13 protein-coding genes are annotated in these 14,016 nt (G+C 60.1%); 7 read left to right on the top strand and 6 right to left on the bottom strand.

Translation table 11 applies throughout. The features are described from left to right. Positions 1-19: 19 nt before the first annotated feature. Positions 20-706, bottom strand: coding sequence for a spermidine synthase (locus tag AAEZ09_RS05925; protein WP_045058731.1), 687 nt, complete (start codon positions 704-706; stop codon positions 20-22). Between the two features lie 106 nt (positions 707-812). Between AAEZ09_RS05925 and AAEZ09_RS05930 the strand changes: the two genes are divergently transcribed. Next, the gene (locus AAEZ09_RS05930) at positions 813-1,103 is read left to right on the top strand and encodes a hypothetical protein (RefSeq protein ID WP_122837854.1); all 291 of its coding nucleotides are present in this window, start codon (positions 813-815) and stop codon (positions 1,101-1,103) included. A gap of 149 nt (positions 1,104-1,252) precedes the next feature. Here AAEZ09_RS05930 and AAEZ09_RS05935 read toward each other — a convergent pair whose 3' ends face one another. Next, on the bottom strand, positions 1,253-3,307 hold the full coding sequence (locus AAEZ09_RS05935; protein WP_350598594.1) for a S9 family peptidase: 2,055 nt from the start codon (positions 3,305-3,307) through the stop codon (positions 1,253-1,255). A 214-nt stretch (positions 3,308-3,521) separates the two neighbouring features. On the opposite strand from AAEZ09_RS05935, the gene AAEZ09_RS05940 reads away from it, so the two are divergent. From AAEZ09_RS05940 to AAEZ09_RS05950, 3 genes are read left to right on the top strand one after another with little or no spacing between them, the layout of a single operon-like run. After that, positions 3,522-4,019, top strand: coding sequence for a hypothetical protein (locus AAEZ09_RS05940; protein ID WP_045058728.1), 498 nt, complete (start codon positions 3,522-3,524; stop codon positions 4,017-4,019). Positions 4,020-4,051: 32 nt separating this feature from the next. After that, positions 4,052-4,828, top strand: coding sequence for a class II glutamine amidotransferase (locus AAEZ09_RS05945; protein WP_350598597.1), 777 nt, complete (start codon positions 4,052-4,054; stop codon positions 4,826-4,828). Between the two features lie 11 nt (positions 4,829-4,839). Further along, positions 4,840-5,382 carry a DUF2937 family protein gene (locus tag AAEZ09_RS05950; RefSeq protein ID WP_350598599.1) on the top strand — a complete coding sequence of 181 codons (543 nt, stop codon included), beginning with the start codon at positions 4,840-4,842 and terminating at the stop codon, positions 5,380-5,382. Between the two features lie 125 nt (positions 5,383-5,507). On the opposite strand, the gene AAEZ09_RS05955 is transcribed toward AAEZ09_RS05950, so the two are convergent. The 3 genes from AAEZ09_RS05955 to AAEZ09_RS05965 form a co-directional block, all read right to left on the bottom strand. After that, complete coding sequence (locus AAEZ09_RS05955) at positions 5,508-6,686, bottom strand: vWA domain-containing protein (protein ID WP_045058725.1); 1,179 nt, start codon at positions 6,684-6,686, stop codon at positions 5,508-5,510. A gap of 32 nt (positions 6,687-6,718) precedes the next feature. Further along, the gene (locus AAEZ09_RS05960; RefSeq protein ID WP_045058724.1) at positions 6,719-7,564 is read right to left on the bottom strand and encodes an AAA family ATPase; all 846 of its coding nucleotides are present in this window, start codon (positions 7,562-7,564) and stop codon (positions 6,719-6,721) included. A gap of 147 nt (positions 7,565-7,711) precedes the next feature. Continuing rightward, positions 7,712-8,788, bottom strand: a complete 1,077-nt coding sequence (locus AAEZ09_RS05965; protein WP_205891892.1) for a DUF748 domain-containing protein — start codon at positions 8,786-8,788, stop codon at positions 7,712-7,714. 127 nt (positions 8,789-8,915) lie between these two features. On the opposite strand from AAEZ09_RS05965, the gene cysK reads away from it, so the two are divergent. Together cysK and AAEZ09_RS05975 are read left to right on the top strand one after the other, a co-directional pair. Next, positions 8,916-9,890, top strand: coding sequence for a cysteine synthase A (gene cysK / locus AAEZ09_RS05970; RefSeq protein ID WP_045058722.1), 975 nt, complete (start codon positions 8,916-8,918; stop codon positions 9,888-9,890). Positions 9,891-10,166: 276 nt separating this feature from the next. Continuing rightward, positions 10,167-11,105: an aspartyl/asparaginyl beta-hydroxylase domain-containing protein gene (locus AAEZ09_RS05975; protein ID WP_045058721.1), complete on the top strand. Its 939-nt coding sequence runs from the start codon at positions 10,167-10,169 to the stop codon at positions 11,103-11,105. A gap of 145 nt (positions 11,106-11,250) precedes the next feature. On the opposite strand, the gene AAEZ09_RS05980 is transcribed toward AAEZ09_RS05975, so the two are convergent. Further along, positions 11,251-12,144 (bottom strand): DMT family transporter, encoded by an 894-nt coding sequence (locus AAEZ09_RS05980; RefSeq protein WP_350598602.1) that lies wholly within the window; start codon positions 12,142-12,144, stop codon positions 11,251-11,253. A gap of 129 nt (positions 12,145-12,273) precedes the next feature. Here AAEZ09_RS05980 and aceK point away from each other — a divergent pair, with 129 nt between their 5' ends. Next, the gene (gene aceK / locus AAEZ09_RS05985) at positions 12,274-13,995 is read left to right on the top strand and encodes a bifunctional isocitrate dehydrogenase kinase/phosphatase (RefSeq protein ID WP_350598605.1); all 1,722 of its coding nucleotides are present in this window, start codon (positions 12,274-12,276) and stop codon (positions 13,993-13,995) included. The last annotated feature ends 21 nt before the right edge of the window (positions 13,996-14,016 follow it).

Consider the following 14,016-nt stretch of genomic DNA (forward strand, 5'->3'; position numbering starts at 1 on the left):
GTTATGAACAGAGTTTAGCTCAGCCCTTGAGCTTCTCGGCAATCCAGATGGTGTGGCGGGTGCCTTTGTTGCCGTGGGCAAAGACCTGGACTTCCTCGGCCTTGAACCCGGCCTTCTTCAGTTTGTCGGAAAACTGCCGGTCGGCACTCGCCGACCATACGGCCAGCACGCCTTTGGGCCGCAGGGCCTTGGCGCATGCGCTCAAGCCGCCAGCGGAGTACAGCCAGCTGTTGGCCTTCTGGGTCAGGCCTTCGGGGCCGTTGTCGACGTCCAGCATGATCGCATCGAAGCCCTGAGGTTCGGCCTGCAGCACTTTGGCGACATCTTCCAGGCGAATCACCGTGCGCGGGTCGAGCAGCGGGTTACCGGATTTTTCGCCCAGCGGCCCACGGTTCCATTCGACCACGCCTGGCACCAGTTCGGCGACCACCACTTCAGCCGTCTTGCCCAGGTGCTTGAGCGCCGAGGCGAGGGTAAAGCCCATGCCCAGGCCGCCGATCAAGACCCGCGAATTCGGCCGTCCGGCGACTTTGCGGCAGGGGATTTCAGCCAGCGCATCCTCGGAGCCGTGCATGCGGGTGTTCATCAACTGGCCGCCGTCACCCCCCTGGATCTTGATGACGAAGTCCTCGCCGTACTCGAACAGGCACAGGGCACCGCCATTTTCAGGGATGGGGGTGGTGTCGAGCAGTACGAAACGTTTCATGTGGCTCTCTTGAAAAATTGGCTTGAGAAGAATTGGCATGGGGGAGGGCAAACGCGCGCAGTTGGGAGTAGCCTGAGACCAGACAACAAGGCTAACGGAGCCATTGATGAAGCGCACCATTCTAACGGTCATTGCCTTGGCCGCGCTCTCGATAACTGCAGTGCAGGCCCAGGAGCTGCAAACCATTCCCACCAGCCCTGCGCCAATGCCCGGCTCGCCGGGCACCGCGACACCGACTCCCTACCCACAGATCACCCCGACCAGCGTGCCCAAAGCGGGCCCTGGCAGCGGCAGCGCGCCGTTGTTGCCGCCGATCGAAATGCCCAACCCGCCCAAGGACCAGACGTTGCCGGGCCTTGAGCAAAACAGCACCAAAATCAAATCCCCCGGCGGATAACCAACGGTTGTAGCCGCTGGCCAACTGTGGGAGCCAAGCTTGCTCGCGATAGCGGGGTGACTGTCAGCATCAATGCTGGATGCGAAACCGTCATCGCGAGCACGCTGTGTTCCCACTTCGCCAGCGGCTACAGGAAAAAGCCAGGGGTGTCAGGCGATACCCAGCACCTTGAACACGAATGCGTATTCGAGTGCCACATCGCGCAAGCCCTGGTAACGCCCGCTCATCCCGCCATGCCCGGCTCCCAGCTCAGTCTTGAGCAGCAGTGGATTGGCGTCGGTCTTGGTGGCGCGCAACTTGGCCACCCACTTCGCAGCCTCCCAATACTGCACGCGGCTGTCGTTGTAGCCGGCAATCACCAGGGTGGCTGGATAAGCCTGGGCGGTAATGTTTTCGTAAGGTGCATAAGCCTTGATGCGTTCGTACACCTCGGGTTCTTCAGGGTTGCCCCACTCGTCGTACTCGGTGACGGTCAACGGCAGATCCGGGTCGAGCATGGTGTTAAGCACGTCGACGAACGGCACTTCGGCGATGGCCGCGCCAAACAGCTCGGGCCGCTGGTTGAGCACCGCGCCGATCAACAGGCCGCCGGCGCTGCCGCCGCTGATCGCCAACTGCGGGGCGGTGGTGTAGCCATTGGCAATCAAGTGCTCGGCGCAGGCGATGAAGTCGCTGAAGGTATTGTGCTTGTGCTCCTGCTTGCCTGCGCGGTACCAGGCTTCACCGAGTTCGCCGCCGCCGCGCACGTGGGCAATGGCGAACGCGACTCCGCGATCCAGCAGGCTCAGGCGCGCGTGGGAGAACCATGGGTCGAGGCTTTCGCCATATGCGCCGTAGCCGTACAAGTACAGTGGAGTCGGTTGGCCCAGGGCCTCACGCTTGACTACCAGGCTGATCGGCACCTGTGTGCCGTCGGGTGCCGTTGCCCACAGGCGCTGGCTGACGTAGGCATCGGCGTCGAACGGGCCGAGTACCGGGGTTTGCTTGAGCACCTGCTGCTCACCCGTGGCAAGGTCCAGCTGGCGGATCTGCGCCGGCCGGTTCAGTGCTTCGTAGCGCAGGCGGATCCGCTCGCTGGCGAACTCCAGGCTGTTCTGCACGTGAAGGCTGTAGGCCGCGTCGGGCAATTGCACGCGGTAGCTGGGCAGATCCTGTGGGTGCACTTCAATCACCGGCAGCCCGCCGACCCGCAGGCTCAAGGTCATGGCTGCGGCATTAAGGCTCATGCCATCGATCATGGTCAGGTGGCTGTGGGGAATCAGGTTCTGCCATTGTTCCTCGGTCGGGGCCACACCCGTGTCGTCAGCGTGGTACAGGGCGAAGTTGATGCCGTCGCGGTTGGTGCGGATAAACCAGCTCCACTGGCCATCAAGCGCGCCGTGGTCGACATCGTACTCATGGCCTTCCCGGCGCGGCGCCACGCAAGTGAAGCCTTGTTGTGGCTGCGCGGCATCCAGCACCCAGACTTCGCTCGTGGTCTTGCTGCCCAGCGCCAGGAGCAGTTGCAGCTCGGAACTGGAGCGGTAGCAATGCAGGAAGAATCGCCCGTCCGGTTCATGGAACACTTCTTCGGCCGCCGTGCCGTCGAGCCGGTAGCGGTATAGCTTGTGCGGGCGATGGGTGTCGTCAAGCTCGCCGAAGAACAGGGTCAGGCTGTCGTTGGCCCAGGTCATGCTGCCGTCACAGTCCTCGAACTCCAGTTCGCTGACGCGACCATTGGACAATTCCTTCACGAACAGCGTGTAGATCTCATCGCCCGTGGAGTCAATGCTGTAGGCCAGGCGCTGGTGGTCCGGGCTGATGCTGAACGCGCCCAGGGAAAAGAAGCCACCCTTGGCCAGTGCGTTGGGGTCGAGCAGCAGTTGTTCCTGGCTTTCGTCGAGCTGCAGGCTGTCATCGGCCGGGCGCGGGCAACGGTAATGACGCGCGTACTCGTCACCGGCAGTGGTGCGGGTGTAATACAGGTACGGGCCCCAGGGGGAGGGCAGGGACAGGTCGGTCTCGAGGATCCGGCCCTTGATCTCTTCGAACAGGCTTTCACGCAGCCCGGCCTGATCGGCGGTCTGTGCTTCCTGATAATGGTTTTCAGCCTTCAGATAGTCGAGCACCGGGCCGGTGTCGCGTTCCTGCAGCCAGGCATACGGGTCTGGACCTTCAGCCTTGTGGGCAATGGGTGCGTCTTGAATGTTGGCGGATGGCGGCATGAAGGGCTCTCGGACGATGTACGGAATAGGGCTGTGCAGGCACTGTCTGTTGGGTTGCAGCACTGTGGGAGCAAAGCTTGCTCGCGATTGTGCACCAGCATTCACAATCGATTTCGATTGGGCTGACGTCATCGCGAGCAAGCTTTGCTCCTACAGGAGACAAGCCGGACGGGCGAAAAGTCGTTACTATAAGCGCCTCTTTGCCTGCCTTGCCATGGACACCATGACCGAGAATGACTATCTGATCGCCTGGGGCCTCTACGCCTTTGCCGCTTTGGGCTGCCTGCTGGTATGGATGCGCATGACCCGCTGGATGTGGCGTTGGCTGCGCGAGCCGCTGCGGCTGCTGGTGGCTGTGTTGCTGTTCAGCCCGACCGTGGTCGATCCGGTGAAGGCCAAAGTGGCCCCAGCCGTCGCCATCACCGCTCTGGACCTGATGTTCAAGGTGGGTAACAACGCCTGGCGAGCAATCAGCGACCTGTTTATGTACGGGATGCTCGCCTTCGGCGTCTATCTGGTTTACGTGGCGATCCGTTTCGCCATGGAACGCTCAGCCCGGGCCCGCAAGGCACAGGCCGATGCTGCCAAGGCTGCCGCCCGGGCCGATGAGCCTGAAGACGAGCACCTGTTCGGTGGTGCCGGCGATGATCGCTATGGTCGGCCCCCGGTACCCGGCAACCCCCAGCGTTTGCGGGTCGAACCCCGTCTGTAGACGTGCCCCCGCCTTTCATCGAGAGTCCGAGCATGTGTGAGTTATTGGGCATGAGCGCCAATGTCCCGACCGATATCGTGTTCAGCTTTACCGGGCTGATGCAGCGCGGCGGGCGTACCGGCCCGCACCGTGACGGCTGGGGCATCGCTTTCTACGAAGGTCGTGGATTGAGGTTGTTCCAGGACCCGGCCGCGAGTTGCGAGTCTGAGGTCGCCAACCTGGTGCAGCGCTATCCGATCAAGAGCGAAGTAGTGATCGGGCACATCCGCCAGGCCAACGTCGGCAAGGTCTGCCTGTCCAATACTCATCCATTCGTCCGCGAACTGTGGGGACGCAACTGGTGCTTCGCGCACAACGGCCAGCTTGCCGATTTCCAGCCAATCACCAGCTTCTACCGCCCAGTGGGCGATACCGACAGCGAAGCGGCGTTCTGCGACCTGCTCAACCGGGTGCGCGCCGCGTTTCCGGAGCCGGTTGAAGTTAAAGCGTTGCTGCCCGACCTGGTCGCAGCCTGCGCCGAATACCGCAGCAAGGGCGTATTCAATTGCCTGCTCAGCGACGGCGACTGGTTGTTCTGCTATTGCTCGACCAAACTGGCCCAGATCACCCGCCGAGCCCCCTTTGGCCCGGCGCGGTTGAAGGATGTTGATGTGATCGTCGATTTCCAGGCGGAAACCACGCCCAATGACGTGGTCACGGTGATCGCCACCGAACCGCTGACCGAAAACGAAACCTGGACCCGCTACGAACCGGGCCAATGGAGCCTATGGCGACGCGGTGAATGCGTCAGCCAGGGCAAGACCGCATAAGGATCTTCCCGATGTTGCTCAGTTATCTAAGGCTGGTGTTGTTCGCGGCGGGCCTGTTGATCGGGGTGCAGGTGCCGGGGTTCATCAACGATTACGCCAAGCGGGTCGAGGCGCATCTGATTGAGGCGCAGACCGGCCTCAGCGGTTTCCAGGGCACGGCCAATCAGTTCTTCAAGGGCGACATGCAAGCGCTGGTGAACCACTACCGCGCCAGCGAAGACCCGATTTTCCGCAGCGATGCCGACAGCCTGAGCGCCATGCTCTCTCGCCAGCTGGCCCTCGATAAGCAATTCCAGGCCATGCAAGGCCCGTGGTACATCCGCGTACTGCAGGTCGCCCTGGCCGCTGATCCGGACATCCGCAAGGAAACCTGGAACGGCTACAGCTACCAGATTCTGCTGACGCCGGAAGCGATGATCTGGGGCATGAGCGGCGCGTTGTTGCTGTCGTTTGGTATCGAGTGCCTGTTCCGGCTGATTGATTGGGTGGTGCTGGGCGGCAAGCGTCTGCGCCAGAGCCGGCCGATTGAAGACCGGGATGTGCGCGGGCTCTGAGATCAAGAGCTAGGCCCGGCAGAAAGCATCGCGAGCAGCCTCGCTCCTACACTGGATCTGCGATGCAGCAGAAGTCCAGTGTGGGAGTGAGCCTGCTCGCGATAAGGCCCGTCCAGGCAACACAACTACTTGGACAAATACCGCATCCCTTCCTCCAGCCCGCGCAACGTCAGCGGGTACATCTGGTCGTCGATCAGGTCCCGCACAATATTGGTCGAAGACGTATAGCCCCAAGTGTCCTTCGGATACGGATTGATCCAGATGACCTTCTTGTACTTCTCCATGAAACGCTGCATCCACACGTAACCGGCTTCTTCGTTCCAGTGTTCGACGCTGCCCCCGGCCTGGGTGATCTCGTAGGGGGCCATCGCCGCATCCCCGATAAAAATCACTTTATAGTCGGCGCCGTACTTGTGCAGCAGGTCCTGGGTTGACGTGCGCTCGGACGTGCGACGCATGTTGTTTTTCCACACCGACTCATAAACGAAGTTATGGAAGTAGAAGTACTCCAGGTGTTTGAACTCGGTCTTGCAGGCCGAGAACAGTTCCTCGCAGATCTTCACGTGGGCGTCCATCGAACCGCCGATGTCGAACAGCAGCAACAGTTTGACCGTGTTGCGCCGCTCCGGACGCATCTGGATATTCAGCAACCCGGCATCGCGTGCGGTGTGGTCGATGGTGCCGTCGATGTCCAGCTCTTCGGCCGCACCCTGGCGGGCGAATTTGCGCAGCCGGCGCAGTGCGACCTTGATGTTGCGCGTGCCCAGTTCCACCGAATCATCGAGGTTCTTGTATTCGCGCTGGTCCCAGACCTTGACCGCCTTGCCTTGGCGCTTGCCCGCATCCCCGACGCGAATTCCTTCCGGGTTGAAACCGCCGGAACCGAACGGGCTGGTGCCGCCAGTGCCGATCCACTTGTTGCCACCGGCATGACGTTCTTTCTGTTCTTCGAGGCGCTTCTTGAATTCCTCGATCAGCTTGTCCAGGCCACCGAGGGACTGGATCGCCGCGCGCTCTTCGTCCGTCAGCGAGCGTTCGAACTCCTTGCGCAGCCAGTCCTCAGGAATCAATGCCTGCAGGTGGTCATCGAGCTTTTCCAGGCCGTTGAAGTACGCACCGAAAGCGCGGTCAAACTTGTCGAAATGCTTTTCGTCCTTCACCAGAATCGCCCGGGACAGGTAGTAGAACTCGTCCATGTCGGCGAAGGTCACCCGCTGTTTCAGCGCGTTGATCAGGTCCAGCAGCTCACGCACCGAGACCGGCACCTTGGCTGCGCGCATTTCATTGAACAGGTTGAGCAGCATGGCTATCGCCCTCTATCTTGTTAAAAGAGGGATCAGCGGGAGCCGCGACGGCTCATGAACGCCAGGCGTTCGAGCAGCTGTACGTCCTGTTCGTTCTTCACCAAAGCGCCGGCCAGGGGCGGAATGGCCTTGGTTGGATCGCGTTCGCGCAGCACGGCTTCGCCAATATTGTCGGCCATCAGCAGCTTCAGCCAGTCGACCAGTTCCGAGGTCGACGGCTTTTTCTTCAGGCCCGGCACCTTGCGCACATCGAAAAACACGTCCAGCGCCTCGCTGACCAGGTCCTTCTTGATGTCCGGGTAATGCACGTCGACGATCTTCTGCAGCGTGGTGCGATCCGGGAACGCGATGTAATGGAAGAAGCAGCGGCGCAGGAAGGCGTCCGGCAACTCTTTTTCATTGTTGGAGGTAATGATGATGATCGGGCGCTTCTTGGCCTTGATGGTCTCGTCGATTTCGTAGACGTAGAACTCCATCTTGTCGAGTTCCTGGAGCAGGTCGTTGGGGAACTCGATATCGGCCTTGTCGATCTCGTCGATCAGCAGGATCACCCGCTCATCGGACTCGAACGCCTCCCACAGCTTGCCCTTTTTCAGGTAGTTGCGCACGTCGTGAACCTTGTCGGTTCCCAGTTGCGAATCACGCAGGCGACTGACCGCGTCGTACTCGTACAGGCCCTGGTGGGCCTTGGTGGTGGACTTGATGTGCCAGGTGATCAGCTTGGCACCGAAGGATTCGGCCAGTTGCTCGGCAAGCATGGTCTTGCCAGTGCCCGGCTCGCCCTTGACCAGCAGTGGCCGCTCCAGGGTGATGGCGGCATTGACCGCCAGCTTCAGGTCATCGGTGGCGACATAAGCCTGGGTGCCTTCGAACTTCATCTACTAATCCTCGAACGGTGACGCCGGCCTGAGCTAAGCAGGGCGGGACGGGCGAATTAAATGTGATGCCCGACTATAACGCGCAGGCCGGTCGACTGTGAACGCAGACGGCTTATTCAGTCTCTGAATGGAGAGTCACCGGATGACTCAACCCGCATCCGGCTTCGGTCGCTCATAGCGGGCATTAAACGCCTGGACGAATCCGTTGCGCAAAATCTGCAAAAACGCCTGGAAGGCGTTGATATCTTGCCGATGCACGTTGCCGCTCAGCTCGACCCGGGTGGCGAACTGGTTCTTGACCTGGTTTTTCAGCACCGTCTCCGAGCCGCCGACGATGGCTTCCCAGACAGAGCGGAACAGGCCCTTGTCCTTGTTTTCAACGTCCTGTTGCCAGTTGAACACGTCGACATCCTTGAGCAGTGGCTTGATGTAACCCTTGAGTCGACCCTTGTTGGCTTCGGCTTCGATGACCACGTCGCCATGGCCTGCATTGAAGTCGAACTTGCCATAGGCAGAGGCGAAATCGTTCATGCGCTTGAGTTCGATGTCCCGCGCCCGCAAGCGGAAGTCGAAGTCTTCGAAGTTGCTCAACGGGTCGAAGGTCGCCGTGGTTTCCAGCGGTGCATGGCCGAGCAGCAGGGCCTTGCCCTCGAAGCGTGCGTCACGCCGGCCATCGGTATCTACCACGTTGGTCAGGTTATAGATGCTGGCATTGACCTGGGTGGCATTCATGTTCACCGGTGGCTTGGAATTGAAGTTGCGAAAGCTGATCTTGCCGTCGTTGATCTTTATTTCGTTAAAGGTGATGGGCGCCAATTTGCTCAGTTGAGCGCGCCAGTCAGTGCCCTGACCCGTCTGCGAGTTCTGTTTGTTGGCGCCGCCGTCGACGAAATTCACTTCGGGATTAAAGAACTGCACCTCGGCCACGACTGCGTGGTCGTACCACAACGAGTGCCAGCTGACGGACAGGTCGATCAGCGGCGCGTTGACGAACGGCACCGGAACCTTGCCGTCGACCTTGACGATTTTCAGCCCGTTGATCTTGTAGGCGCCGCGCCACAGCGCCAGGTCGACGTCGGTGATCTGGCCGCGGTAATCGCCCATGTCGGCCAGTTTCTCGTTCAGGTAGTCACGTACCATGTAGGGCAGGGCGATGTGCAGCGCAACCAGCAGCACCACGACCCCGGCAATGATCCATAGCGGCCAACTGTAACGACGTTTCATGAGGACAATTCTCCAGCGGTGTAAAGCCATTGACTACTGTTGCAGCAGGACGTTCGACCCGACTGGACGACCACGAGCAACAGGCTTACCTTGGAGCGCTATTTCAATGCTGTATAAGGACCCAGCCATGAGCCGTATCTTCGCTGACAACGCCCATTCCATCGGCAATACGCCCCTGGTACAGATCAACCGGATCGCCCCGCGCGGCGTGACCATCCTGGCCAAGATCGAAGGACGCAACCCCGGTTACTCGGTCAAGTGTCGGATTGGCGCCAACATGATCTGGGACGCCGAAAGCTCCGGAAAACTCAAGCCTGGCATGACCATCGTCGAACCCACCTCGGGCAACACCGGGATCGGCCTGGCGTTCGTTGCCGCGGCCCGGGGCTACAAACTGCTGCTGACGATGCCGGCCTCCATGAGCATCGAGCGACGCAAGGTGCTCAAGGCCCTGGGCGCTGAACTGGTCTTGACCGAACCGGCCAAGGGCATGAAAGGCGCGATCGAAAAGGCCGCCGAAATCGTCGCCGGCAATCCCTCCACTCACTTCATGCCTGCGCAGTTCGAGAATCCGGCGAACCCGGCGATTCATGAGAAGACAACCGGGCCGGAAATCTGGAATGACACCGACGGTGCGGTCGACGTGCTGGTAGCGGGAGTGGGAACCGGTGGAACTATCACCGGGGTTTCGCGGTATATCAAGAATACCCAGGGCAAACCGATTATCTCGGTGGCCGTGGAGCCGATGGTATCTCCAGTGATTACCCAGGCGCTGGCCGGTCAGGAGATCAAACCGAGCCCGCACAAGATCCAGGGAATCGGCGCCGGTTTTGTACCCAAAAATCTAGACCTGTCGATGGTCGACCGGGTCGAACTGGTGACCGATGAAGAATCCAAGGCCATGGCTTTGCGCCTGATGCAGGAGGAAGGCATCTTGTGTGGTATCTCCTGCGGAGCGGCGATGGCCGTCGCGGTGAGACTGGCCGAGACCCCGGAGATGCAGGGCAAGACCATTGTGGTAATCCTGCCTGATTCCGGTGAGCGTTATCTGTCGAGCATGTTGTTCAGTGATCTGTTCACCGAACAGGAAAACCAGGCGTAACAAGCATCATCACTATTTTTTTGGAATGTGCCTTTGTGGGAGTGAGCAGGCTCGCTCCCACAGGTTGCAGGTTGCAGGTTGCAGTGGGGTGCGGGGCTTGACCCAAGTCAGCCCCCGTTCAGCAACCCTGTGCTACTAAGTAATTTGTTACTGAATCCTTAACACTGAATGTCGAAATTTGCGGGTGTTTCCCGAGGCCGGTAGTGACTATCATGGCCGGCTGCCACGTCGGGTAAATGGCGTTGTGCAGAGTTGCCTATTATCAAGGAGTTGTTGATGACCTTTTCCTTTGCCGCGAAGGCATCTTTGTTGCTGCTGTTCCTGGGCAGTACCCTCTATGTGCATTTGCGCGGCAAGGCACGACTGCCGGTCCTGCGTCAGTTCGTCAATCATTCGGCATTGTTCGCCCCGTACAACGCCTTGATGTACCTGTTCTCCGCAGTGCCATCCAAACCTTACCTGGACCGCAGCAAGTTTCCAGAACTGGACGTGCTCAAGGACAACTGGCAAGTGATTCGCGAAGAGGCGATGCACCTGTTCGACGAGGGTTACATTCGCGCCGCCGAGAAGAACAACGATGCGGGTTTCGGCTCATTCTTCAAGAAGGGCTGGAAGCGTTTCTACCTCAAATGGTACGACAAACCCCTGCCTTCAGCCGAGACGCTGTGCCCTAGAACCGTGGCACTGGTCAGCAGCATTCCCAACGTCAAAGGGGCCATGTTCGCCTTGCTGCCCGGTGGCAGCCACCTGAATCCTCACCGTGATCCATTTGCAGGTTCGTTGCGCTATCACTTGGGACTGTCGACGCCCAATTCGGATGCATGCCGGATCTTCGTCGACGGCCAGGAGTACGCCTGGCGCGATGGCGAAGACGTGATGTTCGATGAGACTTACGTGCACTGGGTAAAGAACGAGACTGACCAGACTCGGGTAATCCTGTTCTGTGACATCGAGCGACCGCTGAGCAACCGCCTCATGACCCGGATCAACCGTTGGATCAGCGGCTTGCTGGGCCGTGCTACCGCGCCGCAGAACCTGGATGACGAGCGGGTGGGCGGGATCAACCAGGCCTATGCCTGGAGCAAGAATTCCAGCGATAGATTCAGTGGCGTGATCAAGCAGTGGAAGCGGCGTAATCCCAAGGCTTACAGGGTGCTGCGGCCGGTGTTGGCGGTGGTGGTGTTGGGGTTGCTGGGGTATTGGCTGTTCGGCTGAAGCCGTCCGTGAAGCCCCGAACACTTTCATTTTGCAATGATGACCGGTCCCACAGGTGGCTTCAGTGATCCACAGGTATGTGTTCACAGGAGAACCAATGTGGGAGCGGGCTTGCCCGCGATGGCATCATCAGCCTTGAACAAATCTACCGGCCAGCCCCCCTGGCCGGTTTCAACACCAGCCACAACGCCACGGCAATCAACATCCCGCCATAGATATGCGCCATCGACAACGGCTCATCGAGCAACAACGCCCCCCACAACACCCCGAACGGCGGGATCATGAAGGTCACCGTCATCGACTTCACCGGCCCGACTGAGGTCAGCAGGCGGAAGTAAATGATGTACGCGAAAGCCGTGCACCCCAGGCCCAATCCCAGCAGCGATAACCAGACATTCCAGCCGCCCCAGCTCACCGGTGGTTGGGTGATCACGCTGTAGCCGAACAGCGGCAACAGAAACAAGGTCGCCCCGAGCATGCTGCCCAGCGCCGACAGACGGCTGTCGAGGCCGCCGGCCTGATCCAGCCAGCGCCGCGCGAGAAACCCGGCGAAACCATAGCAGGTGGTGGCGAGCAGGCAGGCGAGGGCGCCCATCAGCAATTGCAGGTCGAACGCCACCGGCCCGGCACGGGTCAGGATGCCGACGCCGAACAGACCGAGAAACACTCCGCCCAATTTTGCCGAAGTGAGTTTTTCACTGAAGAACAGCCCGCCGATCAGCACGCCCATCAACGGCGTGGTGGCATTGAAAATCGCCGAGTAGCCCGCCGGCAGCACCTGCGCTGCAACCGAATAGAGGGTCGCCGGAATGCCGGAGTTGATCACCCCGAGCAGCATCACCGTCTTGAGTTTGCCCTTGAAATCCCAGCTGATGCGCATCAGTCCCAGAATCACCAACAGCCCGGCGGCGGCGATCGACACCCGCAAGAACCCGGTGGGCACGGTGCCGATGACCGGGGCGATGATGCGCATGAACAGAAAGCTCGCACCCCAAATGGCCGCCAACGACAGCATGCGAAAAATATCGACGGGGTTCACGGCACGTTCCTTCCTTGATTGGCGCGCAAGTGTCGCGCCAGTCGGGGCACAAGGCAATGGTTGCGTTGCCTAACTAAGGGCCACTAAGCTCAGGCTCCAATGACAAGAACAGCCGCCGAGGTTTTACCTATGCCGCAGCAATGGCCAGCCGCCGACATCGCCCGAATGATCCTCGATGGCTTTGACGATTACCGCGAGCATTTCCGCCAGATCACCGACGGCGCACGCGCGCGATTCGAACAGGCGCTGTGGCAGGAAACGCAATCGGCGTCCGCCGCGCGGATCAATCTCTACGAAGACAAAGTCGGTGAGACGGTGGAGCGCCTGCGCGCGTCTTTCCAGGTCGATACGTTGATGGACGTCAGCTGCTGGCCGCTGGTCAAGAGCGCCTACATCAGCCTGATCGACCTGCGCTTCGACGATGAACTGTCCGAGACCTGGTACAACTCGATCTTCTGCGGGCTGTTCAGCCATGACTTGATCAGCGACGGGTGCATGTTCATCCACACCACCCGGCCGAGCCTGCGCCGGGCCCGTGCTGCGCAAACGCGCACCTACAAGCCCCAAGGCAAGCTCTCCGGCATGCTCGCGAGCATTTTTGCCGACTACAGCTTCAGCGAAGCTTACGCCGATCTTCCTGGAGACCTGCGCCGCCTCGAGGTGCAACTGCGCGAGAACCTGCCGGACTGGGTCTGCAAGGACCCTGAACTGGCCGTCGAACTGTTTTCCTCGGTGCTGTACCGCAACAAGGGCGCGTACCTGGTTGGGCGCATCTACACCCGGGACGAGCAATGGCCGCTGGTGATACCGCTGCTGCACCGCGAAGGTCGCGGGATCCAGATCGATGCGCTGATCACCGACGAAGCCGACGTGTCGATCATTTTCTCGTTCACCCGCTCGTATTTCATGGTAGACGTGCCGGTGCCGGCGGAGTTTATCGGCTTCCTCAAGCGTATCCTGCCAGGCAAGCACATCGCCGAGCTGTACACCTCGATCGGCTTCTACAAGCATGGAAAATCCGAATTTTACCGGGCGCTTATCAACCACCTGGCTAACACCGACGACCAGTTCATCATGGCCCCCGGCGTGCGCGGCATGGTGATGAGCGTGTTCACCCTGCCGGGCTTCAACACGGTGTTCAAGATCATCAAGGACCGCTTCTCGCCGTCGAAGAACGTCGACCGTGCCACGGTGATCGAGAAGTATCGTCTGGTGAAGAGCGTCGACCGGGTAGGGCGCATGGCCGACACCCAGGAGTTCGCCGATTTTCGTTTTCCGTTGAGCAAGTTCGACCCGGCGTGCCTGGAGGAATTGCTTGAAGTGGCGGCCTCCACGGTGTCGGTGGAAGGCGACACGGTATTGATCCGCCACTGCTGGACCGAACGCCGGATGACCCCGCTCAATCTGTATCTGGAAAACGCCGATGACGACCAGGTCCGCGAAGCGCTGGAGGACTACGGACTGGCGATCAAGCAACTGGCGGCGGCGAACATCTTCCCTGGCGACATGCTGCTGAAGAACTTCGGCGTCACCCGCCACGGTCGCGTGGTGTTCTACGACTATGACGAGATCTGCTTCCTGACCGAAGCCAACTTTCGTCACATCCCGCAACCGCGTACGCCTGAAGATGAAATGGCCTCCGAGCCGTGGTATTCGATCGGGCCGTTGGATGTGTTCCCTGAAGAGTTTCCGCCGTTCCTGTTTGCCGACTCGGGGCAGAGGAAGCTGTTTGACCAGTTGCACGGCGAGTTGTACAACGCCGATTACTGGAAAAGCCTGCAGGAAGCGATTCGCGCCGGCAAAATCATCGACGTGTTCCCGTATCGCCGTAAGGGCCTCGATAACGAATAACCCCACAACCCTTGTAGGAGC

It is taken from the genome of Pseudomonas sp. 65/3-MNA-CIBAN-0223, assembly GCF_040310425.1.
GTDB classification, from domain to species: Bacteria; Pseudomonadota; Gammaproteobacteria; order Pseudomonadales; family Pseudomonadaceae; genus Aquipseudomonas; species Aquipseudomonas gregormendelii.